This is a genomic window from Polaribacter sp. IC073, from assembly GCF_007997075.1.
Taxonomy (GTDB): domain Bacteria; phylum Bacteroidota; class Bacteroidia; order Flavobacteriales; family Flavobacteriaceae; genus Polaribacter.
In genome coordinates this window covers 313,210-338,733 of record NZ_VORS01000004.1, presented here as the reverse complement: position 1 = coordinate 338,733, position 25,524 = coordinate 313,210, and the positions used below count along the sequence as shown (strand labels likewise).

Annotated in this window: 22 protein-coding genes, 1 pseudogene and 1 riboswitch; of the genes and pseudogenes, 6 read left to right on the top strand and 17 right to left on the bottom strand. The window is 30.8% G+C overall.

What is annotated here, in order from left to right:
- Positions 1–759, bottom strand: a pseudogene (locus ES045_RS08450) (superoxide dismutase family protein); the annotation flags it as partial.
- Between the two features lie 289 nt (positions 760–1,048).
- Positions 1,049–1,906 carry a hydroxymethylglutaryl-CoA lyase gene (locus tag ES045_RS08445; RefSeq protein ID WP_147115370.1) on the bottom strand — a complete coding sequence of 286 codons (858 nt, stop codon included), beginning with the start codon at positions 1,904–1,906 and terminating at the stop codon, positions 1,049–1,051.
- An 84-nt stretch (positions 1,907–1,990) separates the two neighbouring features.
- Between ES045_RS08445 and ES045_RS08440 the strand changes: the two genes are divergently transcribed.
- The 3 genes from ES045_RS08440 to ES045_RS08430 all read left to right on the top strand — a co-directional run bounded on the left by ES045_RS08440 (position 1,991) and on the right by ES045_RS08430 (position 5,660).
- Positions 1,991–3,163, top strand: a complete 1,173-nt coding sequence (locus ES045_RS08440) for an MFS transporter (protein WP_147115366.1) — start codon at positions 1,991–1,993, stop codon at positions 3,161–3,163.
- 148 nt (positions 3,164–3,311) lie between these two features.
- Positions 3,312–4,955 carry a phosphoethanolamine transferase gene (locus ES045_RS08435; protein WP_147115363.1) on the top strand — a complete coding sequence of 548 codons (1,644 nt, stop codon included), beginning with the start codon at positions 3,312–3,314 and terminating at the stop codon, positions 4,953–4,955.
- 186 nt (positions 4,956–5,141) lie between these two features.
- Positions 5,142–5,660, top strand: coding sequence for a thioredoxin family protein (locus ES045_RS08430; RefSeq protein ID WP_147115358.1), 519 nt, complete (start codon positions 5,142–5,144; stop codon positions 5,658–5,660).
- Positions 5,661–5,751: 91 nt separating this feature from the next.
- Here ES045_RS08430 and ES045_RS08425 read toward each other — a convergent pair whose 3' ends face one another.
- The 13 genes from ES045_RS08425 to ES045_RS08365 form a co-directional block, all read right to left on the bottom strand.
- A complete protein-coding gene (locus ES045_RS08425; protein ID WP_147115356.1) occupies positions 5,752–6,129 on the bottom strand; it encodes a hypothetical protein in 378 nt (125 codons plus the stop codon).
- Between the two features lie 107 nt (positions 6,130–6,236).
- On the bottom strand, positions 6,237–7,013 hold the full coding sequence (locus ES045_RS08420) for a zinc-dependent peptidase (RefSeq protein WP_147115354.1): 777 nt from the start codon (positions 7,011–7,013) through the stop codon (positions 6,237–6,239).
- A gap of 251 nt (positions 7,014–7,264) precedes the next feature.
- A complete protein-coding gene (gene typA / locus ES045_RS08415) occupies positions 7,265–9,037 on the bottom strand; it encodes a translational GTPase TypA (RefSeq protein ID WP_147115351.1) in 1,773 nt (590 codons plus the stop codon).
- A gap of 123 nt (positions 9,038–9,160) precedes the next feature.
- The gene (moeB, locus tag ES045_RS08410; protein WP_147115348.1) at positions 9,161–10,210 is read right to left on the bottom strand and encodes a HesA/MoeB/ThiF family protein; all 1,050 of its coding nucleotides are present in this window, start codon (positions 10,208–10,210) and stop codon (positions 9,161–9,163) included.
- Positions 10,211–10,240: 30 nt separating this feature from the next.
- Complete coding sequence (thiH, locus tag ES045_RS08405) at positions 10,241–11,350, bottom strand: 2-iminoacetate synthase ThiH (protein ID WP_147115345.1); 1,110 nt, start codon at positions 11,348–11,350, stop codon at positions 10,241–10,243.
- Between the two features lie 4 nt (positions 11,351–11,354).
- Entirely contained in the window at positions 11,355–12,125 is a 771-nt protein-coding gene (locus ES045_RS08400) for a thiazole synthase (RefSeq protein ID WP_147115342.1), read from the bottom strand.
- Positions 12,126–12,273: 148 nt separating this feature from the next.
- A complete protein-coding gene (gene thiE / locus ES045_RS08395; RefSeq protein WP_147115339.1) occupies positions 12,274–12,897 on the bottom strand; it encodes a thiamine phosphate synthase in 624 nt (207 codons plus the stop codon).
- A complete protein-coding gene (locus ES045_RS08390) occupies positions 12,894–13,658 on the bottom strand; it encodes a hydroxymethylpyrimidine/phosphomethylpyrimidine kinase (RefSeq protein ID WP_147115336.1) in 765 nt (254 codons plus the stop codon). Before ES045_RS08390 ends, thiE begins: the two co-directional genes overlap by 4 nt.
- 297 nt (positions 13,659–13,955) lie before the next feature.
- Positions 13,956–14,558 (bottom strand): thiamine phosphate synthase, encoded by a 603-nt coding sequence (locus ES045_RS08385; protein ID WP_147115333.1) that lies wholly within the window; start codon positions 14,556–14,558, stop codon positions 13,956–13,958.
- Between the two features lie 213 nt (positions 14,559–14,771).
- Positions 14,772–16,631 (bottom strand): phosphomethylpyrimidine synthase ThiC, encoded by a 1,860-nt coding sequence (thiC, locus tag ES045_RS08380; protein ID WP_147115329.1) that lies wholly within the window; start codon positions 16,629–16,631, stop codon positions 14,772–14,774.
- A 48-nt stretch (positions 16,632–16,679) separates the two neighbouring features.
- Positions 16,680–16,883 carry a sulfur carrier protein ThiS gene (gene thiS, locus ES045_RS08375; protein WP_147115324.1) on the bottom strand — a complete coding sequence of 68 codons (204 nt, stop codon included), beginning with the start codon at positions 16,881–16,883 and terminating at the stop codon, positions 16,680–16,682.
- 49 nt (positions 16,884–16,932) lie between these two features.
- Positions 16,933–17,027: riboswitch (TPP riboswitch) on the bottom strand.
- Positions 17,028–17,099: 72 nt separating this feature from the next.
- Positions 17,100–17,396 (bottom strand): LETM1 domain-containing protein, encoded by a 297-nt coding sequence (locus tag ES045_RS08370; RefSeq protein ID WP_147115321.1) that lies wholly within the window; start codon positions 17,394–17,396, stop codon positions 17,100–17,102.
- Positions 17,396–18,559 carry a proline dehydrogenase family protein gene (locus tag ES045_RS08365; protein ID WP_147115318.1) on the bottom strand — a complete coding sequence of 388 codons (1,164 nt, stop codon included), beginning with the start codon at positions 18,557–18,559 and terminating at the stop codon, positions 17,396–17,398. The genes ES045_RS08370 and ES045_RS08365 overlap by 1 nt, the downstream gene beginning before the upstream one ends.
- 88 nt (positions 18,560–18,647) lie before the next feature.
- Here ES045_RS08365 and aroB point away from each other — a divergent pair, with 88 nt between their 5' ends.
- A complete protein-coding gene (gene aroB, locus ES045_RS08360; RefSeq protein WP_147115314.1) occupies positions 18,648–19,706 on the top strand; it encodes a 3-dehydroquinate synthase in 1,059 nt (352 codons plus the stop codon).
- 100 nt (positions 19,707–19,806) lie between these two features.
- Here aroB and ES045_RS08355 read toward each other — a convergent pair whose 3' ends face one another.
- Entirely contained in the window at positions 19,807–22,281 is a 2,475-nt protein-coding gene (locus tag ES045_RS08355; RefSeq protein WP_223267212.1) for an outer membrane beta-barrel protein, read from the bottom strand.
- Between the two features lie 209 nt (positions 22,282–22,490).
- Positions 22,491–22,943, bottom strand: coding sequence for a cold-shock protein (locus ES045_RS08350; protein ID WP_100945105.1), 453 nt, complete (start codon positions 22,941–22,943; stop codon positions 22,491–22,493).
- A 241-nt stretch (positions 22,944–23,184) separates the two neighbouring features.
- On the opposite strand from ES045_RS08350, the gene ES045_RS08345 reads away from it, so the two are divergent.
- Positions 23,185–23,856, top strand: coding sequence for a TetR/AcrR family transcriptional regulator (locus tag ES045_RS08345; RefSeq protein ID WP_147115307.1), 672 nt, complete (start codon positions 23,185–23,187; stop codon positions 23,854–23,856).
- A gap of 2 nt (positions 23,857–23,858) precedes the next feature.
- On the top strand, positions 23,859–25,523 hold the full coding sequence (locus tag ES045_RS08340) for a peptidase domain-containing ABC transporter (RefSeq protein WP_147115302.1): 1,665 nt from the start codon (positions 23,859–23,861) through the stop codon (positions 25,521–25,523).
- Position 25,524: the final 1 nt, after the last annotated feature.

The window sequence follows — 25,524 nt, the reverse complement described above, 5'->3', positions numbered from 1 at the left end:
ACCATCAATCCCATTAATATCAGCGTACATAAAAGCAGTACCATCGTTAAAAGCTGCCAAATTGGTAGCGCTCATTCCTGTGTCTCCATTAATTGGTGTAAAAGAAAACAAGATTCCTCCTCCTTCTGCAGCTGTGTTTGCATGAATGTGTGCTGGATGTTCTCCTCCCGATGGTGTTCCGCTTAACATTATTTCTGCCAAAGCTTCTCCATTTATTCTTTCAGAAAAAGTTACGTTTCCTGAAATTCCAGCAACTGCTTTTTCTCCTAAGTCATAGGTTTTTGTAGTTCCTGTTAAATCATTCTGACCGATATCTCCTTGCGCTACAATCGTTCCTAAATCGTCTGAACTTAAATGCACATTTACATAACCATCAAAATTTATAAGTTCAGCATATGTAATAGAGGTACCATCATCTAATGCATTTAAAGTAATACTACTTTCACCAGTGTTTCCGTCTATAGGTGCTAGCGTTAAAGCAATATTACCGCCTTCTGCAGCAGTATTATAATGTATATGAGCAGGATGCAATCCTCCTGCCGGGGCTCCAGAAATATCTAAAGTAATGGTTACAGAAGCATCTGTGTTCTCTACAAAGATAGTTGAACCAGAAATTCCAGCAACAGCTTTTGTTGATAGATCATAAATTGTCGTTTTTCCAGAAGGTAATGGTAGTATTAACTCGTCATCATTATCACTACAATTGTATAAAAATAATGAGGTTGTAATTAACAATACGATTAAATTAAATTTCTTCATAATATATTTTGTTTAATTATTATGAAGTAAAGTTAAACAAAATATTGGTATTAATTTAATTAAAAATATATTTTAACATATAATTAATAGTTTTATTCAAAAAAAAATTAAATAATTTGGTTAAAAGAGAATACCTAATTCTTTGAATAGCACCAAAATTATGATGCCTCTAAAATTAATTTTAGGAGGCTTTAAGATTATCTAATTACAATAGTTTAAGTCATATAAATAATTTAGACTATTGTATGCGAAACTGTTTTAAAGTTATAAGTTAGCGGGTACTAATAAGTTATTTAAAAACCTCTAAAGCTTTGTTGTAAGCACTTTCAAAACTCATTGGCTTTATATTTGTATCTGCTTTTTCTGCAGTAAAATAAGACAATAATTTTTCGGTAGGCATGTTCCCTGTTAATTCGTCTTTTGCCATCGGGCATCCTCCATAGCCTTTTATAGCACCATCAAAACGATTACAGCCCGCTTTAAAAGCAGCATTTACTTTTTCATGCCATTTGTCTGGCGTTGTATGTAAATGTGCGCCGAATTCAATTTTAGAGTATTCAGGAATTAAATTAGAAAAAAGATATTCTATAACTTCTGGTGTAGAACTACCAACGGTATCTGATAGTGATAAAATTTTTACGCCCATTGTAGACAATTTTTCGGTCCACTCGCCTACTATTTCCACATTCCAAGGATCTCCATACGGATTTCCAAAGCCCATCGATAAATAAGCAACAACTTCTTTTTTAGATTTGTCTGCAATTGTTAGAATTTTATCTAAAGCTTCTATAGATTCTTCAATAGTTTTGTGTGTATTTCGCATTTGAAAATTTTCTGAAATAGAAAAAGGATATCCTAAATAATCTATTTCTTCAAATTGTGAGGCGTCATTTGCACCTCTAACATTTGCAATAATTGCCAATAATTTACTATCTGTTCTAGACAAGTCTAACTTTGCCAAAACTGCTGCAGTATCTCGCATTTGCGGAATTGCTTTCGGAGAAACAAAACTTCCAAAATCAATAGTATCAAAACCTACTTTTAAAAGGGAATTTATATACAATGCTTTTTTTTCTGTCGAAATAAAATGAGACTTTATTCCTTGCATTGCATCTCTTGGGCATTCAATAATTTTGACTTTTTTCATCAATTCAAAGATATAGAAACAAACTGATTTCTAAAATGTTTTTAAATTGAATATTACATTCTTTTCAATAAATTCGCAGTATAAATGAAACATCACAAAATAGTCCTTCCCATTATCGTTATTTCTCAATTTTGCTGCACATCTTTATGGTTTGCAGGGAACGCGGTCTTAAATGATTTGGTTGCAAATTTCAATTTAGAAACGAATGCATTAGAAAATTTAACGTCTGCTGTTCAGTTTGGCTTTATTATTGGGACACTTTTGTTTGCTTTATTTACAATTGCCGATCGCTTTTCTCCTTCTAAAGTCTTTTTTGTTTGCGCTATTTTAGGTGCAATCTTTAATAGTTATTTAATTTTAGAGAACAATACCTTCAAGAGTCTATTAATACTGCGCTTTTTAACAGGTTTTTTCTTAGCAGGAATTTATCCTGTAGGAATGAAAATTGCCACCGATTATTATCAAAAAGGATTAGGTAAATCTTTAGGATTCTTGGTTGGTGCTTTGGTTTTAGGAACTGCTTTACCACATTTACTAAAAGATAGCATGCATGCTTTTTCATGGAAAAATGTCCTTTTAGCTATTTCTGTTTTAGCTTCTTTTGGCGGACTTTTACTTTTTATTTTAGTTCCAAACGGTCCATTTAGAAAAAAAGGAACTTCTTTAGATTTGGCAATTTGTTTAAACGTTTTTAAAAATACTTCCTTTAGAAAAGCTGCTTTTGGTTATTTCGGACATATGTGGGAATTGTACACTTTTTGGGCATTTGTGCCAATTTTACTAAAAACCTATTCAGAATTACATTCAGATGTTCAGTTTAATATTCCGTTAGTATCTTTTTTTATTATTGGTATTGGAAGTATTGCTTGTGTTTTAGCCAGTTATTTAGCAGAAAAATTCGGAACTCAAAAAATAGCTTTTTCAACGTTATTACTTTCTGGTATTTGTTGTTTGGTTTCTCCATTCTTTTTTATAATGGCTAATGAAACTATTTTTATACTCTTTTTACTTTTATGGGGAATGGTAGTCATTGCAGATTCGCCGTTGTTTTCTACTTTGGTAGCACAAAATGCGCCCGAAAAAGACAAAGGAACAGCGCTTACCATTGTAAACTGTATTGGTTTTTCAATTACTATTATTAGCATACAATTAATTAGTAATTTATATCATGCTACAGACTCTACTTTTATCTATATGTTATTGGCAATTGGACCTGTTTTTGGATTGATTTCTTTGAGAACAAAAAAGTTATTTTAAAATTCTATTTTTTTTTGATTTACACCTCAAAAAACTGATATTCGCTAACTACTAAAATAACTTATATTAATAGTTGACTTTTAAAACTAATTTTAAATAAAATATTTTATTAATAGCTCTATAACTTAATTCACATAAAGCAGAAAACATGAAGTCAAAAATAAAATCGATTAATAAAACCATATTATTAGTACTTTCAATTTCTACATTAATAATTCCTGATATTATAATTAGTTTTAAGGAAGATATTCTAACTTTTTCTTTAATTATAATTTCTAAAATAAGTTTATTTTTATTTTTATTTTTATTAATTCTAAAATTAACCAAATCATATTTCCTATCATATTTGATTATAGGCAGCCTATACTTAATCTCTTCAGTTGTAGAAGTAATAAATATTTGCATTCTTAATAATTATATAACTTTAGATAATATTAAGGCATTATTTCATACATCTAAAAGTGAAATAAATGAATTTTATGACAAATTTTATTTATATTTTCTTATTCCCATATTCATCTTTATTTCATTTATATTTATTCTTAAGAAGACTAAGCTATATTTTTATAATAAAAATAATCCTATAATCAAATTTTCAACAATTAGTTTACTTTTCTCTATTTCAATATCATTCTTCTTTATTTATAATTCACCCCAATTTCATTCTGGTAAGAATTTGATAAAATACACTTTTAAACAATATTATATAAAACAACATCCCTTTAACGTCTTTTACAGAACCTATGAATTTATCATATCAAGGAGTAAATTCAATAAATACAAGCTTAAAAAAGAAAATTTTAAATTTAACATACTAAATAAAACAGATTCATTAAAGAGGCCAGATGTTGTCATTTTAGTAATAGGGGAAAGAATTAGGTATAGTAATTGGTCTATTAATGGCTATAATAAAAAAACAAGTCCTAACTTAGAATCAATAGAAAACCTTATCTCTTTTAACAGACATCACTCAAATGGAAATTCAACAGCTGGTTCAATCCCTTTTTTAATTACACAAGCGACACCCGAGAATCCAGAATACGCATATTCTCAGAAAACTATTGTATCACTATTTAAAGAGACTGATTATAAAACTGTTTGGATTTCTAATCAAAATATATTTGATTATATTGAAAATAAGAATGAACCTGACGATGTAATTGAACTTTATAAAAAAAAAGGTTCTGATTTGAAAATTCTTCCTGTCTTTGATTCTATCATTAAAACCAAAGGACAAAATAAAAGATTTATCGTTATAAATATGGTTGGAGGTCATGGCTCAATCCCAAAACTATTTAATAAATTTAGACCTAATAGTTTTTTAAAAAATTATCCCCTAAACTTTAAGAATAAATCTATTTTCATAAATGATTATGATAATATGATACTTTTACAAGACTTTGTATTAAGTAAAATAATAAAATTAACAAAATCTGAAAACTTATCGTCTATAATATTATTTACTTCAGATCATGGCTCTAATTTGTTTGAAAGTGATAATTTATTTGGTTATGGTTCAGCTAACCCCACAGAGAAAGAAACTCATATACCTCTATTTATATGGGGTTCAAATAAATTTATTAAAAATAATTATAAATACTCGAATTTAATAAAAAACAAAAACCTATTGACAACAAATGACAATCTATTCTATACTTTGGCTGATTTAGCTAATATCAGATATAGTTCATTTTTAAATAATAAAAGTATTTCAGATTCGTTATATATAGAACCTGAAACTAGATCTGTTTATACTAATGGTAGTTATAAAAGTATAAAAAATACTCGTTAATCTTAAAAAGATTATAGATACTTAATTATAAGTCTCTATTTTACAAAAATAAAAATTTTATATTCAAACCTTATCTAGTTTAAGATTACTCGTGTTTTTCAATTCTAACTTTAAAAAATCATCATTTATTATGATAAGACATTCAATTATTTTTCTACATTTGAGAATAACTTAAAAAATTAATTCATGAAAATTAAAATTTTAGTACTATTAATTGCAGGTCTATTTTCTTTTATAACTGCTATTTCTGCGCAAGAAACTACAACTAGTTTATTAGAAAGCGCACAAATAAAAGCAAAAGAAGAAGGTAAAGCAGTTTTTATAAAGTTTGAAGCTTCTTGGTGTGGTTGGTGTCATAAAATGACCAAAGACATGAAAGCTGAAGGCACAAAAAAGTTCTTTGAAGAGAATTATGTGATAGTACCTATTGTAGTAAATGAAACTAAAGAAAATGAGAAATTAGAAAATCCGGGCTCTAAAAACTTGTTAAAAAAATACGAAGGAGACAAAGCTGGTTTGCCTTTTTGGGTAATTTTAGATTCCGATTTAAAAGTAATTACAAATTCTTTTGATGCTAAAGGACAGAATTTAGGAGGACCTGCAAGTAACGAAGAAGTAAATGAATTTATTAAAAAAATAAATAAGTCGGCAAAAACAGTATCAAAGAAGGATGTGAAAAATATAAAAAAACAATTTATTCAATAATAAACACCTTTAATGTTTAAAATAAAAAAGCTCAAAAATTAAATCTTGAGCTTTTTTCATACGATATATAAGTAAATAACTCTTTACACTCCTATGATTGTATGGGTATTTCTGGTAATTTATTTCTAAAACTAGGTGCATTATCTCTGTAAGAAACTAGTTTCTTTTTAGATACCATTACGATTAAATCTTCACTTAAAGTAAATAAAGTTGCAGTTCTAAAGGTTTCCATTAATAATTTTTCTATTTCAGACATTACTTCTTCCAAAGAAAATTGTTTGAAGTCGTTCTCTTCAGCATGACGATATTTCAATTCAAAAATAGACTTACCATCAATCTCAAATAAACGAACATATACATTTAACAAACCTTCACTTTTTCGCATAGGTTTACTTAATGTTAGTTTTACAAATTCATCATTTGTTAGGCTACGTTGTAATGTTTCAAATAAAACTTTAAATTCACTCATGCTGCAAAAATATAAATAACAAATTGTTAAAACCTTTTTAAATGGATTTTATTCTGTTTGAATTCTTACTTTTTTATGATAGAGCAGAATTTTAAAAACAGTTGTAACTACTTAATAAAACAAGCCGTTAACATTTTATACAATTCTGGGTGTTTCCTTTGAAACAACTTCGGTCTTTCAAAAAAATATTCTCCTGCTACTGCTAAAAATTCAGTTTCAGAAGTTCCTCCATAATTTCGAATATCAGACGTATCATTATTAATTGCCTCCATTTTCTTGTGCACTAATTGTAAATACGGAATGATGTATTGCTTTTCTAATAAAACAGCAGGAACGCCATCTATAATACCATCTGCTTTATCTAGAAGATGAATAAATTCATGAATTGCTGTATTATTTTTATCTGTTTTATTATTAAAACCATGGTATAAAGCTTTTTTAGAAAGAATCATTTGATCCTCAAATCTTCCTGTACCAACCAAACCTCCAATAGTTCTATACTTTGTTTTAGGGTCAAATTGTAAGTCTTCATCAAAATAATCTGGATAAATTAATACCGTGGTCAAATTAGAATAATTCCATTTCGGAAATCTAAAAACCGGAATTACTGCACTTGCGGCAATTAACAAAGTATCTAATTCTTCTAGTTTAAAATGAATTGCTCTAATAGTTGTCTCATTTAAAAAATGCACCATCTTAGAACAAAATACTTTCTGCTCATCAATCGTTAACTTTTTATAAAAAAGAACATTCTTTAATAATAGCTGATGCCAATGTTTTGGAATTATAACGTCTTTTAAAGGTGTTGTTGACACTTTTTTCTTAGCTTTAAAGCTAGCATACAAAATAAAGAGAAGTATAGCAATGGAAATTATATATAGCATTGTATTTTTTAAAAATAGAAAATTACAAAAAACCGAAGATTTATAACTACTTTTTAAGACTACTTTATCAGTCTAAATTTCACGTTGCTTAGAATATCAAATAGTTATAAAAAATCTTAATAAAACCTGATAAAAGTATTTGAACTCCATAAAAAAAGCTCAAGTTTTAAACCTGAGCTTTTTGTTATTGTATAAATAGTATTCCTTTTTTCTAACTTTTTACAAAGAAAGGCATTCAGAATAATAAAAAATTATCCTTTAAAAACAATTTTACGCATTCTTAAGCTTAATGGAGTTACTTCTAAATACTCATCTGCTTTAATATATTCCATATTTTCCTCTAAAGAGAAATCTACTTTTGGTGCAATTTTCATTGCTTCATCTGTACCAGATTTACGCATGTTTGTTAATTGCTTTCCTTTAATTAAGTTAACAGCCATCTCATCTGATTTACTGTTCTCTCCAATTACTTGCCCAACATAAATTTCTTCGTTTACATCAATAAAGAAACGACCTCTATCTTGTAAGCGGTTTAATGCATACGCAGTTGCTTTACCAGCAGCAGAAGAAACGATTGCTCCTTTTACTTCTTCAGTAAAATCTCCTTTATAAAGACCATATTCACTAAATCTATGGTTTATGATAGCTGTACCCGCTGTTGCAGTTAAAATTCTATTTCTTAAACCAATTAAACCTCTAGAAGGAATTGAAAATTCTAAGTGCTGTAAATCTCCTTTAGGTTCCATAATTAACATATCTCCTTTTCTAAGAGATACTAAATTAATCGCTTTAGAAGCCATCTCTTCAGGTACATCAATAGACAATGTTTCCATTGGCTCATGTTTCTTACCATCAATTTCTTTTAAAATTACTTGTGGTCTTCCCACTTGTAATTCATATCCTTCTCTACGCATTGTTTCAATTAAAACAGACAAGTGTAAAACTCCACGTCCGAAAACGTTAAATTTATCTTCACTATCTGTAGTTTCAACTTTTAACGCAAGATTTTTCTCTAATTCTTTGAACAAACGATCACGAATGTGACGAGATGTTACATATTTACCTTCTTTACCAAAGAAAGGAGAGTTGTTAATTGTAAACAACATACTCATTGTAGGCTGGTCAATCTCTGTTCTTGGTAATGCTTCTGGGTTTTCTAGATCTGCAATGGTATCACCAATTTCAAATCCGTCAATACCTGTAATAGCACAAATATCTCCACAAGGTACTTTATCTACTTGAACTTTACCCATTCCTTCGAATACGTGCAATTCTTTAATTTTTACTTTTTTAGTAGAACCATCTGCTTTACATAACATGTAATCTTGTCCTACTTCTAAATCTCCTCTAAAAACACGTCCAATAGCAATTCTACCTGTAAAAGCAGAAAAGTCTAAAGAAGTAATTTGCATTTGTGCTGTCCCTTCATTATACTTTGTTGCTGGAATAGATTCTAAAACAGCATCTAGTAATGGAATGATATTATCCGTTTGGTTTTTCCAATCTGTACTCATCCAATTGTTCTTTGCAGAACCATAGATAGTTGTAAAGTCTAATTGTTCTTCTGTAGCTTCTAAAGCAAACATTAAATCGAAAACTTTTTCATGAACGATATCAGGCGTACAGTTTTCTTTATCTACTTTATTTACAACAACAATAGGTGTTAAACCTAAATCTAAAGCCTTTCCTAATACAAAACGAGTTTGTGGCATTGGGCCTTCAAATGCATCAACTAATAATAAAACACCATCAGCCATTTTTAATACACGCTCTACTTCTCCTCCAAAATCGGCGTGACCAGGTGTATCAATTACGTTAATTTTTGTGTTTTTGTATTGTATAGAAACGTTTTTAGAAAGAATTGTAATTCCTCTTTCACGTTCTAAATCGTTATTATCTAACAATAAATCGGTACGTTCTTTACGATCATCTAATACTTTAGCTTGATCTATAATTTTATCTACTAACGTTGTCTTACCGTGATCGACATGGGCTATAATAGCAATATTTCTAATTGGCTGCATTTGCGTATTCTTAATTTTCGTGCAAAAGTAGTGTTTTTAGATTTAAAATTGTAGAATACACAAAAAACATTGATTTTCTTACACTTAAAATCACAAAAAAAAATTGTTTTAATGGGTATTTAACTAAAAACAACCTCCTTTTAAGTTATAAATTTTAGAATTATAATTGTTTTTAAGTAAAATATCAATCGCCTTTTTACTTCGGATACCAGACTTACAATACACTACTAAGTCTTTATTTTTATACACCTCATTTATACGTATCAATAATTCACCTAAAGGAATATGTTGCCCACCAATATGATATGCATCTCTTTCCCAATTTTCACGAACATCCAATAAATTATATTTTTCTTTATTTATATGGAATTCTTCTAGAGATATTTCTTCATTGGAGACAATTCCACAGAAAAAATCATAATCAGTTTCTAAAGCATTAATTTCTGATTTAAGATCTCTTTCAAATTTTAATACCATCTGTCTCATTTGCAAAGAATCGTACATTAATAATTTATTGGCTAGCACCGTTCCTATTCCACAAATAATCTTAATTGTTTCATTAGCTTGTAAACTTCCTATAATTCCGGGTAACACACCTAAAACACCAATTTCTGAACAATTAGGGGATTCTTCTGGATTTGGTGGCGTTGGGTATAAACATCTGTACGTTGCACTTCCATTGTAATTAAAAACACTAACCTGACCTTCAAATTTAAAAATAGCGCCGTAAACTAAAGGTTTGTTCGTTATTACGGAAGCATCATTTGCTAAATAACGTGTAGAAAAATTATCACTTCCATCTACCATAATATCATAGGTATTGAACAATGAAATCGCATTTTCTCTCGTTAATTTTTGTTGATACACATTAAATTTCACAAACGGATTTAGTCTTGATAATCGCTTTGCCGCTGTTTTAGCTTTAGAAAACCCAATATCGTCCATCGTATATAAAACCTGACGCTGTAAATTACTTTGAGCTACCAAATCATCGTCAATAATTCCAATTGTTCCAACACCTGCAGCAGTTAAATATTGTAAAACAGGGCAACCTAATCCGCCTGCTCCAATAACTAAAACTTTCGCTTTTTTTAGTTTCAACTGTCCTTCTTCTCCTATTTTATCTAGAATTAAATGACGGTCATATTGCTTTTTTTCTTCTGATGTTAGCATTGTAAGTTAAAATTTATAATTCGTAATTGGTTACCTAAAATGTTCCCAATCTTTCCAAACGACTTCTAATCCTTTATTTTTTAGCATTTGTACAACCTCATCTGTACTTCGTTCATCAGAAATTTCAAATTGTTCTAAAGATTGTGGTGCTACCGTATAACCACCAGGATTTGTTTTAGACTCAGCACTGATTGATGTAGTTCCTAGATTTACAATATGATTTCTAAAAACTTCACTTTCTCGTGTAGACATAGATAGTTCAAGATCTTCATCTAACAAACGAAAAGCACAAATTAATTGCACCAAATCAGAATCTGTCATTTCCACTTTTGGTTCTAGACCACCAGAATGCGGTCTTAATCTTGGAAAAGAAATGGAGTATTTTGTCTTCCAATACGTTTTCTGTAAATATTTTAAATGCAATGCAGTAAAAAAACTATCAGCTCTCCAGTCTTCTAATCCGAATAAAGAACCCAAACCAATTTTATGAATTCCTGCCTTCCCTAATCGATCTGGTGTATCTAAACGATAATCGAAATTAGATTTTTTTCCCTTCGGATGGTGTTTTTTGTACGCTGCTCTGTGATAGGTTTCTTGATACACCAGTACCGCATACAATCCGTTTTCAATTAGCAACTCATATTCATCTTGATCTAAAGGCTGTACTTCAATGGTAATGTTTGAAAACTGAGAACGAATTAATTGAATAGCGTTCTTAAAATACGCTACTCCTACCGAATTATTTGCTTCTCCAGTGACCAACAAAATATGATCGTACCCTTTCTCTTTTAAAAAAGCGACTTCCTTTAAAATTTCTGCATCGGTTAACGTACGTCTTGGTATTTTATTCGTCATACTAAAACCACAATAGGTACAAATATTCTGACATTCATTACTCAAATACATGGGGGCATACATTTGTATTGTATTTCCAAACCGCTTTTTAGTCAACATTTGACTTTTATGTGCCATTTGTTCTAAAAATGGTTTTGCTGCAGGAGACATCAATGCTTTAAAATCCTCTAAATTGAGTTTCTCTTTAGCCAAAGCGTTTTTTACCTCAACAGCTGTTTTATCGAAAATACTTTTTAGCGTATCATCCCAGTCATACGTATCGAAAAGTTCTTTGAAATGACTCATACTTTTAATTTAAGAAACTTGTTAATGGACTACTTGCTATTGCCATTTCACTTCTTGGAGCTAATTTTGCTTCATACGCCATTCTTCCTGCTTCAACAGCCATTTTAAATGCTTTTGCCATTGCAACAGGATTTTGAGAAACTGCAATCGCGGTATTTACCAAAACGGCATCTGCGCCTAATTCCATTGCATACGCTGCGTGAGATGGCGCGCCAATACCAGCATCTATAATTACCGGCACATTAGATTGTGCTATAATAATTTCTAGAAAATCTACCGTTTTTAAGCCTTTATTACTTCCTATTGGCGCACCTAATGGCATTACACATTGCACACCAACATCTTCTAAACGCTTACACAAAACAGGGTCTGCGTGAATATATGGCATCACCACAAAACCTAATTTCACCAATTCTTCTGCCGCTTTTAATGTTTCTATTGGATCTGGTAATAAGTACCGAGGATCTGGATGAATCTCTAATTTCACCCAATTTGTCTCTAAAGCTTCTCTTGATAATTCGGCTGCAAAAATAGCTTCTTTAGCAGTTCTAACTCCAGATGTGTTTGGTAAAAGAGTTATGTGAGAATGATTTAAATGTGTTAAAAGATCATCTTCTTCATTAGCAACATCCACTCTTTTTAAAGCAACTGTTATCAACTCACTTTCGGAAGCCAATAATGCTTCTTTCATTAATTTTGAAGAACTAAACTTCCCTGTTCCTGTGAATAAACGAGAGGTGAATTCTTTATCTGCTATTTTTAATGTGTTGTTCATTTTCTTATTTTTTTGATATCTTGTCTGGTCTAGCGCAATCGAGACCTTTACTAACTTTATCTAAATATTGACCTCCCAAAAAACTACGCTTTCTACTTTCAATTAAAATACATTTCAATATCTGTAATGCTCGAGGGTACATTTCTTTTTATACTGTTATACTCTTACACTTTAAAATTTCTTTAAATTCAGTAATACTAGCTGCATTATTTGTAACCGCACCAGAAACTGCTATTCCGTAAACACCTGTGTTTATAATTTCTGAAACATCTTCTAAAGCAATGCCACCAATTGCTATTATTGGTGTTTCCGTTTGTAATGTTGTTACTAATTCTCTGTAACCTGCTAAACCTAAAACCGGACTTAATTTTTTTTTTGTTTTTGTAAACTGATAAGGGCCTAAACCTATATAATCTACTTTCTTGTCTAGTAAACTGTTACAATCTTCAAGGGTATTTGCAGTTCCTCCGACAATAAAAGAGGCGCCTAAATAGGCACGAGCTACCAACGGACATTCATCATTTTTACCTAAATGAACTCCGTCTGCTTTTACTATTTTTGCAATTTTATAATGATCGTTTATAATTAGTTTTACCTTAAAACTAATTGTTATTTCCCTTGCTTTTTGGGCAGTTTCTAAAATGATTTCAGCATCCCTATTTTTTAAACGCAATTGCACCCAATTTGCACCAGCAACACACGCTTTTTGTATGTTTTCTAAATGAATTTCGGGCGTTTCGCCTTGTGATATATATTGTAATTTACTAATCATTCATTTTGATAATTATGCGTTCCTAATAAAGATTCGTTAGAACTTAAAAACTGTTCTGTGTACAATTTTGTGTTTTTACAAGCGTCTTCTAAAGGAGTCTCTTTTGATAAATTTGCCGCTAATGCTGCGGATAAAACACAACCACTTCCATGTTTTTCAAAAATGGCTTTCGTGGTTATTGGCAGAATATTTAGTTTTACTATTTTACTGTAATACACCTCATCCCAACCTTTTTTATCGGTTCTATGTCCTCCTTTTAGGTAGATATTTGTTATTTCTGCGATAAACTCAATGGTTTCTTCTATTGTTTTATCTGGAAACAATGCTTTTATCTCATCATAATTTGGCGTTATAAAATAGCAATGTTGCAACACTTTTTCGAAAACTACTAAGTCTTGCCTGTCATGAAACGTAAATCCGGCACTTGCTTTTAAAATAGGATCTAAGACTATTTTTATCTTTGGATTCCACTTTTTTAAGGTTAGAATCACTTCTAGCAAGATTTCCCAAGATTGAATGATTCCTATTTTTACGACAGGAATTGAAAAACGCTCGAAAAGTAACGCTATCTGTTCTAAGATGATTTCTTTCTTTATCCAAACACAGTTTTTAAATTCAATATCATTTTGAACCGTAACTGCTGTACATACCAATAATCCGTATACATTATGCGCTTCAAACGTCTTAATATCCGACGTAATTCCTGCACCACTTGATGGATCTAAACCTGCAATGGTTAATATGTAGTTTTTACTTTTCAATTTTCTTTATTCTCTATTTTATTTCTTTTAATAATGGCGTTCCCTTTTAGGGCAGGCTTTCACTACTCGCTTTTTTGTGAAAGAAAAAATCACAAAAAGAGCTCAAACAAACCGCTCAATCCTTAACGCAAAACAGTTTCGTAACTCTAAAAGTGTTCTCTATACATTTTTAATAACTGTCATTGCGAGGATGAAAGACGTGGCAATCTATATTTAATACGTTTTCCTATCCCTCATTCTAAATAACTTTTAGCTTATGTAGTTCTCGACTGCGCTCGAACTGACAAGCCAATAAAATTAATTTGTTGCACATACTTGATAAGCATGTTTTATACTTTTAAAACTCTCAACCGGATTTTCAGCATTCCAAACGCCACCTAAAACTCCAATTCCTTTAAAACCTAATTGCAACGTTTCTTGGATGGTTTCTGTATTAATTCCGCCCATTCCAACAATGGTTTTATTAATATGATTTACATCAAAACCTCTGCCTTCATACCCTTCTTTTGAAATGGAAGAAAAAACAGGACTCAATAAATGATAATCAAATTCGAAATAACAATCTTTTAAAACTTCTGGTTCATGAAAAGAAGAACTAATTGTTTTACCATACATGTTTAGATTTTTAAAATACGCACTCGGGTTATCTATATGATCTATTCTTTTTTGTTCTTGAAAATGGATTCCTTTTAAATTGAACTCATTTATCAATTCATGATGATAATGCACTACAATTCTTTTATGGTAATTTTTATCTATCTTATTTAAATACGCAACGTGCTCTTCGTAATTTTTAGCTGGTTTTCTGAAATGATAAAACATTAAACCTTCTTCAAATAATTGGTTTAGTATTTCTATTTCGTTTGGGATATCATTTTCTGGTGCGATAAGAATTATCATGTATTTTGATTTTTTTTTCGTTTTTAGATTTTAAATGAACAGATTACTTCGTCGTTACTTTTCGTAATGACGATAATTTTCACCTTCTCGTAATTACGGTTGCTTGGTTTTTGAGTTAGGGATTGCAGTGGCATCCTTTTGCTTTTTTGGCAAAAGATATAACGGAAAGCCCGCCAACGCTTTTTTTCTAAGCGTGGGAACTTCCTAATTATTTTATAAATACACTTTGGATCCTTTTTCTTTAAACTCCTTAGATTTTTCTTGCATTCCTTTTGCAATCACTTCATTATCTACAATGTCGTTTTCGGCTGCAAAGTCTCTCACTTCTTGAGAAATTTTCATAGAACAGAATTTCGGTCCGCACATAGAACAGAAATGCGCAACTTTTGCACCATCGGCAGGTAAGGTTTCATCGTGATATTCTAAAGCACGCTCAGGATCGAGTCCTAAATTGAATTGATCGTACCAACGGAACTCAAAACGTGCCATACTTAAGGCGTTATCTCTATGCTGAGAACCTGGATACCCTTTTGCCAAATCTGCTGCGTGCGCCGCCAATTTATAAGTAACAACCCCCACACGAACGTCTTCTTTATTAGGCAAACCTAAGTGTTCTTTTGGGGTTACGTAACACAACATGGCGCAACCAAACCAACCAATCATAGCCGCTCCAATACCAGAAGTAATATGATCGTAACCAGGTGCAATGTCTGTAGTTAAAGGACCTAAAGTATAGAAAGGAGCTTCGTCACAAACCTCAATTTGTTTTTCCATATTTTCTTTAATCATGTGCATTGGCACGTGACCTGGACCTTCTATAAAACACTGTACTTCGTGCTTACGCGCAACCTGAGTTAACTCGCCCAAAGTTTCTAATTCGGCAAACTGTGCTTCGTCATTTGCATCTGCAACAGAACCCGGACGTAAACCATCTCCTAAAGAAAAAGCAACATCGTATTGCTTTAAGATTTCGCAAATGTCCTCGAAATGTGTGTATAAAAAGCTTTCTTTATGATGCGCCAAACACCATTTTGCCATGATAGATCCTCCACGAGAAACAATACCTGTAACTCGTTTTGCGGTCATTGGTACGTAGCGTAACAAAACACCTGCGTGAATGGTAAAATAATCAACCCCTTGTTCTGCTTGCTCAATTAACGTATCACGAAAAATCTCCCACGTTAAATCTTCTGCAACTCCGTTTACTTTTTCTAAGGCTTGGTAAATTGGAACAGTACCAATTGGTACTGGAGAATTACGAACAATCCACTCGCGAGTTTCGTGAATATTTTCTCCGGTAGATAAATCCATTATATTATCTGCTCCCCAACGACACGCCCAAACCGCTTTTTCTACTTCTTCTTCTATAGATGAAGTTACGGCAGAATTACCAATGTTTGCGTTTATTTTAACTAAGAAGTTTCTCCCTAAAATCATTGGTTCTGCTTCTGGATGATTGATGTTAGACGGAATTACCGCACGACCTCTTGCAACTTCTGAACGTACAAATTCGGCTGTAATTTTATCTGGAATAGAAGCGCCAAAGTGCTCGCCTTTGTGCTGCTTTCTAATCTCTGTCATTTCATCGATTCGTTGGTTTTCTCGAATGGCGATATATTCCATCTCTGGAGTAATCATACCTTGCTTTGCATAATGCAATTGCGTAACGTTTTGTCCTTTTTTTGCTCTTAAAGGTTTCTTTAATAAAGCAAAACGCATATGATCTAAACTTTTATCGTTTAAACGTTCGTTGCAATATTCCGAAGAAAAAGAATCTAATTGTTCTACGTTTCTTCTGTCTAAAATCCACTGTTCACGAATTCTTTCGATTCCTGCATGAACATTAATTTCTTTGTTTGGATCTGTATACGGCCCAGAAGTATCATACACGGTTACAGGCTCGTTGGACGTTTTCTTTTTTGTCAGTGAATCTGTCGTATCACTTAACGCAATTTCTCGCATTGCTACTTTAATCTGTGGATGAATTTTACCTGATACATACACTTTTGTAGAATTAGGAAACGGATGTCTTGTAATTACGTCTTGCTTTGGTGCGGTGTCTTTGTTCTTCATAATTATAGTTAGATCAATTAAATAGTTTGCTTTTTAAATGTCTAATTACTAACCTCCTTGCGTAGATTTAATAATTAAAACTTCATCACTATTTTGAAGTAACCGTAAAGACCAATCGCTTTTCTTAACTACACTGCCATTTATAGCAACAGCAATTCCGTTCGTTTTTATTTCTAAAAAAAGAATTAATTGTTCTACCGCTAAAGTTTCTGAAAATTGATGCTTCTCTTGGTTTACTTTTATAGTAATCATATTTATAAAATATTTACTGTAAACCGTAGAGAGCTAGTTTTTGTATAACTAAATCTAAGCAACTTTTTCCTACGTTGGTATTAACCAAATCAGGTTCTAAGGATTTTTCTCAAACTAATTGAATAGCTACTCCTAAAGTTTACTTTACAAATGTATTGTATTATTTAAAGATAAAAGAAGTTTTAAGTTATTTAATTGTAAAAGTATTTTAATTAGTTATTTTTTATCATTTGGCAAGTCATCTCTAAATGCAGATGGTAAAATATCTGGAATTAATTTGATTAACAATGGTAATAATAATGCGCCACCAGGCAACATAAAAACAGTAAACGCAGGTATCGCTTTGCAAATATCTAACAGTTGAATTTTAATTTTCAACTTTTCTTCTTCAGATAATTGAGTGCGTGTAGATTTTCTAATTAAATGCATTGCTTCTTTACTTTGTAACAATTCTTGATGCAATCTCAATTTATTCCTGCGCAACAGCATTTTTATTTCATCAATCGTTTGCATTATCCTTTTCTACGTTTTCGTTCTGTTTTAATCAAATTTAACTCTCTACTTGTTTGTCCTGCTACAGACGTATTTTCTTCTGCTCTTCTTATTAGGTATGGCATCACATCTCTTACAGGGCCAAAAGGAAGGTATTTTGCAACGTTATAGTTTTGGTTTGCTAAATTGTAACTTATATGATCGCTCATACCAAATAATTGCCCAAACCAAAGCCTTTTATCATCTTCTTTAATACCGTATTCTTTTGCTAAATCCATTACTAAGTAAGAGCTTTCTTCATTGTGCGTTCCTACAAACAAAGCCATTTTAGAATGGTGTATCATATACTTAATTGCTGCATCGTAATTAATGTCTGTGGCTTCTTTGTTTTCACAAATTGGAGATGCGTATCCGTTTTCTTCTGCGCGTTCTCTTTCTTTTTCCATATAAGCACCACGCACCACTTTTAAACCAATGTAAAAGTCTTTTTCTTTTGCTTTTGAATGCAATTCTTTTAAATAATCGAGTCTATCATGTCTGTACATTTGTAACGTATTAAAAACAATTGCCTTGTCTTTATTATACGTTTCCATTAATTCTTCAATTAATTCATCTGCCGCTTTCTGCATCCAACTTTCTTCTGCATCTATTAATAAAGGAACGTCTTTTGCCACCGCTACTTTGCACACTTTATGATAACGCGCTACTACCCTAGCCCATTCTTCTGTTTCCTCTTTAGACAGTTCTTTTCCTTCAGATATTTTCTGATACAAAATAAAACGACCAAACCCTGTTGGTTTAAAAACGGCAAACGGAATCGATTTCTTTTCTTCACAGAAATTAATAATTTTTAGAATTTTATCTAAAGCTCCATCGAAACTTACTTCTTTATCTTGCCCTTCTACAGAATAATCTAAAACACTATGTACATTACCATTCGTATACATATTATCGATAACAGACATACAATCATCTTCTGTTACACCACCACAAAAATGATCAAAAACAGTTACTCTAATGATACCTTCTATTGGTAAATGTACCTTTAAAGCAAAATTAGTTATAGCGCTTCCAATTTTTACCATTGGTTGACTTTGTATCATTTTAAATAAATAATATGCTCTCTCTAACTGCAAATCAGTTTTTAATGAAAAAGCAACTTCCGTGTTATTAAAAAGCTTCATTCAATCGATTTTTATTATAACAAATATAAGTCAAGATTATAAATAATTCCATAATTTCTATTTAATTTGCACGTTCAATATTTTAATGATGAAGTCTATAAAAGCAGTAAGCTATCCTGTTCATTTTCAAGAAAAAGGATACCAAGAATTATCTAATTTAATTTCTAAAAACAAGTATTCTACTCTCTTTATTTTGGTAGATGAGAATACGTTTGAGCATTGTTATCCTAAATTCATTCCTAATTTAGAAACTGATAAAAGAATTGAAGTTATAGAGATTGAATCTGGAGAAATAAATAAAAATCTAGAAACTTGTATTGGCGTTTGGAATGCAATTACAGAATTAGGTGGCGATCGTAAAAGTTTAATAATTACCTTAGGTGGCGGCGTTATTACAGATTTAGGTGGGTTTGTAGCTTCTTGTTTTAAACGTGGAATTGATTTTGTAAACATTCCTACTACTTTATTATCTATGGTAGATGCTTCTGTTGGTGGAAAAACGGGGGTTGATTTAGGTGTTTTAAAGAATCAGATTGGATTGTTTGCAAATCCTGAAATGGTGCTTGTAGACACCAATTATTTAACAACTGTTTCAGAGAGAGAAATTAAATCTGGAACCGCAGAAATTATAAAATATGGTATTACCTATGATGTTACACTTTTTAATGAAATAAAAAACAACAAAGGGCTAGATATCAATGATTTAATATTTCGTTCTATAGAAATAAAAAATGAAGTTGTTTTACAAGATCCTAAAGAACAAAACTTACGTAAAATTTTAAATTTCGGACATACACTAGGGCACGCAATTGAGTCTTTTTACTTAGAATCTGAAGACAAAGAAAACCTAACCCACGGCGAAGCAATTGCCATAGGAATGGTTTGTGAAAGTTTTATGTCTTCTAAACTATTAGGATTTCCTACTGAAAAGGTTACCGAAGTAAAAGACGTAATTTTATCAATCTATAACAGAACAAATCTTTTAAAAGAAGACTTTTCTGCAATTATGGATTTACTTAAACACGATAAGAAAAATATAAACGGACAAGTAAATTTTGTGCTTTTAAATGATTATGAAGATTATAAAATTGATTGTAATGTTCCGGAAGAATTGATTATTGAAAGTATGGAGTTTTATAATTTGTAAGATTTTTAGATTGCTTTGCTTTTAGATACAAGAACCAAGATAAAAAAACCTTCAAGTTTCAAAACTTAAAGGTTTTTTTTTATGCTATAAAAATTGTTTTCTAAAACTCTTCCTTTCCAAATTCACTATCAATAAATTTCGATTTATTTTTAGCTGCATTAAAAGTGTAAGATAAATTTAAAGAAACCATATCTACTTCATATTTATAGTTTGTACTTGTATAAAATAAATTTGGACTAGATGTTGTAATACTTTGTTCGTTGGTACTTAATAACCCCATATCTATATTTTGCCATTGTAAAGTAGCTGTTAATCGATCATCCATAAACTTTTTTCTAAATGTTAAGTTTGGTGAGTAAAAACGAGAATCTTCACCCATTGCTGTATTTCTATCAGACAAGTAATTAAAGGTAAATTGTAAAGAGGCATTTTCCCAGAAATTATACGTAGAATTTACGTTAAAAGAATAAATAGTTGATTTCGAATTAATATCATAACTTCTTTCATTTCCGTCTCTGTGTTTAAAATTTAAAACTCCATCAATTGCATAATTATACACATTTACTCCTAAAGAATTGGTCCAGTTTTCAGTTGGCTTAATAGTAGCTCCAACCTCTAAACCAATAGCGTTACTTTTACCAACATTAGAGTACACTCTATTAATAACACTGTCTATTATTGCGCCACTTTGCTCATAAGCCAAGGTATTTACACGGTTAATAACATTATCTACATGTCTAAAATAAGCAGTTGCATACACAGAATTTCCTCTTTTTAGTTTTTTAGTAATTCCTAATTCCACTAAATCGATAAATTCTGGAGATAATGTATTATCTCCTTGTTCAAAAACTTCAGAATGTTCACGTTCTGCAAAACTGTTCATTTTAAAAGAGGTAGTTCTTTCCACTCTTTTACTATAAGCCGTTTTTATATTCGTTTTATCATTAATCTTATACTGTAAAGATGCTGACGGAAATAACTTTACAAAATTGTAATCATATACTTTTTCAACAGTTTCACTCTGTAATGCCTCTTTATATACTCGATTCATAGACTCTAAACGGACTCCGGCCGCATAATCCCATTTACTTTTAGAACCTGTTACTTGCACATAACCAGAATGAATGGTTCTTTTTAAGCTTACATCACTAGAAAACTCTTTAACGATTTCTTTACCTAACCCGTTATCTCTTTCATATACAAACTCACCTGTATGGTCTAAGTCTCTGTATTGATAACCTGTTTCTAAGGTCCCAAAAGAAAAAGGTTTCCATTGATAATCTAAATTAAAACGTGTTCCGTATAAAGGATTGTCATTCGTATTATATTCTTTTTGATACTCAATGCTATTATCAGGATGTCCTAAGTTGAAGTTCTCTGTAGGTCCTCCTAAAAAAGTATATTCATATAAAATTGATGTAGAAATTTTTGACTCATTATCAAATTTATGAGCATAATCAAAACTACCCAAAGCAAAGTCTCCTTTTCTAATTCTTAAATTGTGGTTGTAATATGCAAATGTATATTGGCGGTTATCACTTCCAATTGGCGAAACAGCATGGTTATCACCATATACAATATCTGCTAAACGTTCTTTGGTACGTTTTCCTGCATAAAGCCCTACCGAATAACTATCAGATTTATTTGGCGTATAATCTACGTTAAAACGTCCGTTATAAGTAACTTCATCAAAACTACGTTCACCATCCGAAGGTAAAAAAGTTGTTTTATTTTCTGGTGTATTTACAATAAACATCTCACCTTCTCTTCTACCTGCTTTGTCATTTCTTTGGTAACTAGCACCTACAGAAATATTCCAATTATCTGTTCTTTTGTTTACAGTTGCATCAATTCCGTATCTTTGTGCAGCAACTTTAGTGTCATATTCTTCTATAGATGGAAATCCGCCACGAACATTTACTTGCGCAAAAGTTCCGTTAATAGCCCCTTTTTTAGTGATAATATTTAAGATACCTCCTTTTCCTTCAGGATCGTATTTTGCAGAAGGCGCTGTAATTAACTCAACACTTTCTAAAGCATTAGCAGGTAATTGTGCTAAAATGACATTAGCATCTCCTTGTGTTGGTTTTCCGTTGATTAAAACTGTAAAACCTTTACTACCTCTTACACTAATATCTCCTAAACCATCTACAGTTATAGAAGGTAAATTCTTAACTACGTCTACTGCATTTCCACCAACGGTGCTTTGGTATTTTTTTGTATCAAAAACTTGTCTATCAATTTTATGAGAAACCGTTTGTTTTTCTGACTTTATAACAATTTCATTCAATCGATTACCGGTACCCAAAACTAATTTCAAAATTCCGAAATCTTTCTTTTCTCCTTTTTTATTAATAATAATTGAAGGGATTTTATTTACTTGATATCCTAAAAAAGAAGCTGCTAAATAATAGTTTCCTGGTTTTATATCTGCAATTGAAAAATTACCATCCTTATCTGTTACAGCACCTATAACTAATTTGTTATTTATGGTTTTATAAATTGCAACACTTGCGTATTCTAGCGGATAGTTGTCTTGTTTGTCTACAACTTTACCTGTTAATTGGGCAGACATACTTTGAAGGGAAAGAATGAACAGGAGTGAAAGGTTTCTAAGGAAAAATTTCATTAAATATTATAATTTTATTGATAATTACAAATAAAATTAAAAATTAAGATTCTTTATTATTATTTAACTTGTAATTACGAAAACGATTGAAATTTAAACATAAAAAAAGCCTTTTCATTTTACTGAAAAGGCTTTAAATATTTTTTAATAAAGAATTAAATCTTAGTAACTTTTACTGCATTCATACCACGCATTCCTCTTTCTAGTTCGAAAGAAACTTTATCGTTTTCTGCAATATCATCTATTAAACCACTAACGTGCGTAAAATATTTTTCGTTATTCTCCATATCTATAATGAAACCAAAACCTTTAGAAGAGTCAAAAAAGGAAACTTTACCTTTTCTAACAGGATCTTCTTCTGGTAGATCTTCTTTTTTAGTTACAGAAATCTGAATATCTTCTAATTCGTATTCTACTTTTAATTCTGGATCTGGTGGAGTATCTGTTAAATTTCCATTATGATCTACATAAGCAAATTGGATTCCTGTTGATCCATTTTCGTCTTTGTCCGCTTTTCTTGCGTCCATTTTCTTTTGCTTGTCTTGACGTTTCTTTAAACGTTTCTTTTCTTTTTCACTTTTACTAAATGTTTGCTGCGATTTTGCCATTAAAATACTACTGGTTTTAAATTGTTATTTCTGAAAAGATAAAATACTAAACAAATAAATTCAAAATCAAATTAACTTGTGGAATAATCGAAGTGTATTCTGTCTTAGCGTGCAAATATACAAATTTATAAACAATAATTTGTATTGATAGTGATGTATCTATCAAAATAATAATAAATTACAAGTAAAATATTCTTTTATAATAGTAATACTATTACATTTGCAACCATAAAAACTTAATATGAAGAATTTATTATCTGTTTTAAAAATTGCTGTACCACATCAGGTTTTTATAAAAGACCCAGAAACGTCAGATTTAGGAAAAAGAATTGTTGAGAATAGTATTTTATTAATAGATGAGATAGGTTTTGATCATTTCACTTTTAAAAAACTAGGAACTAAAATTGGTTCTAATGAAAGCTCTATTTATAGGTATTTTGAAAGTAAACACAAACTCCTTTTATATTTATCTTCATGGTATTGGGCTTGGTTAGAATACCAATTGGTTATTGAAACGTTTAGTATTTTAGATGCAAAATCGAAATTAGAAAAAGCAATTTCTATTCTTACAAAAACGGTAGCAATAGACAGCAATTTCTCACATATTAATGAAGCCATTCTATGCAAAATAATTGTAAATGAAAATTCTAAATCTTTCTTAACAAAAGAAGTCGACAAAGAAAATAATGACGGTTATTTTGAAATTTATAAACGATTAATAACAAGGTTAGAAGAAATGATTTTAGCTGTTAAGCCAGAATACGAGTTTGCTTTAAGTTTGGCAAGTAGTATTTTAGAAGGTAGTTTGCATCAGCATTTTTTAAAAGAACACTTTCCTTCTATAACCAATTGTAAAAATGGTAAAACACCTACAAACTTCTTTATTCAACTTGTTGAAAACACGTTAAAATAATTATGAAAAATAAAAAGTTCACACCCTGGAAACGCTTTGTAGGGCTTTTAGAATTAGAAAGAAGAGACATCATTCAGATATTCTATTATGCCGTTTTTGGAGGAATTGTCGCCTTAACCTTGCCCTTAGGTATACAAGCGATTATAAATTTAATTCAAGGAGCACAAATTTCAACTTCTTGGGTAGTTTTAGTTATTGTAGTAACTATTGGTGTTCTTTTTTCTGGAGCTTTACAATTAATGCAATTGCGAATTATAGAAACCATTCAGCAAAGAATTTTTGTAAGAGCTTCTTTTGAGTTGAGCTATCGCTTTCCGAAGATAAAAATGAACGAATTGCGCAACTACTATCCACCAGAATTAGCAAATCGTTTTTTTGATACCTTAAACATTCAAAAAGGGTTGTCTAAAATTTTAATTGATGTACCAACAGCATTGTTACAAATTATATTTGCTTTAATTTTATTATCCTTTTATCATTCATTTTTTATCATTTTTGGAATTCTTTTACTTCTTTTAATATACATCGTTTTTAAATTTACAGCCAAAAAAGGATTAGAAACAAGCCTCGTAGAATCTAAAATGAAATACAAAGTTGCACATTGGATTCAGGAAGTTGCAAGAACTGTTGTCAGTTTTAAATTATCTGGAAACACCCATTTGGCGCTTCAAAAAAATGACGTTCTAGTAAGTAAATATTTAAAAGCAAGAGAAAATCATTTTAAAATACTCATTTTACAATTTAGTCAAATGATTGGTTTTAAAGTAATAGCAACTGCAAGTTTATTATTAATTGGTGGTGCTTTGGTCTTAAATCAAGAAATGAATATTGGACAATTTGTTGCTGCAGAAATTATAATTTTATTAATTATTCAATCTGTAGAAAAACTAATTATTGGTTTAGAGTCTTTTTATGATGTGTTAACATCTATAGAAAAATTAGGGCAAGTTGTTGATAAAGAACTGGAAGCGCAAGAAGGTGAAAAACCATTATTTAAGGAGGGCTTAACCGTAGAGTTAGAAGATGTTTCTTATGGCGTTCAAAATAGAGAAAAACACATACTTAAAAAAATTTCTATAACACTAAAGCCTAAAAGTAGAATTTTAATATTGGGAGAAAGTGGTGCCGGAAAATCTACATTATTACGATTAATTTCTGGAATTATAGAACCAATCTCTGGAAATATTTACATCAATAATCTCTCTTTAACAAGTCTTCATTTAAACCATTACCGCTCTCAATTAGGTTTATCTCTTTCCGATGAAACCCCTTTTGAAGGAAGTATTAGAGACAATCTAGTTTTTGGGAACAAAGCTATAGAAGATAGTGTTATTTATGAAGTATTAGGGGTTGTAGGTTTAACTCAGTTTCTAAAAGAACAGCCAAACGGCTTAGAAACAGTTCTATATCCTGAAGGAAAACAAATGTCTTACAGCATTGCAAAGAAAATAATTTTAGCAAGAGCAATTATTAAACAGCCAAAAATTATGATTTTAGAAGATCCGCTAGATCAATTTAACTTAGAGGAAACTTTAAGAGTTATTAGTTACTTAACAGATGCCAAAAGACCTTGGGCATTAATTGTTGTGAGTAGTAAAAAAAGTTGGAGAACACAATGTAACCAAATAATTACCTTAGAAAAAGGGGAAATTAAATCTATAAATTAAG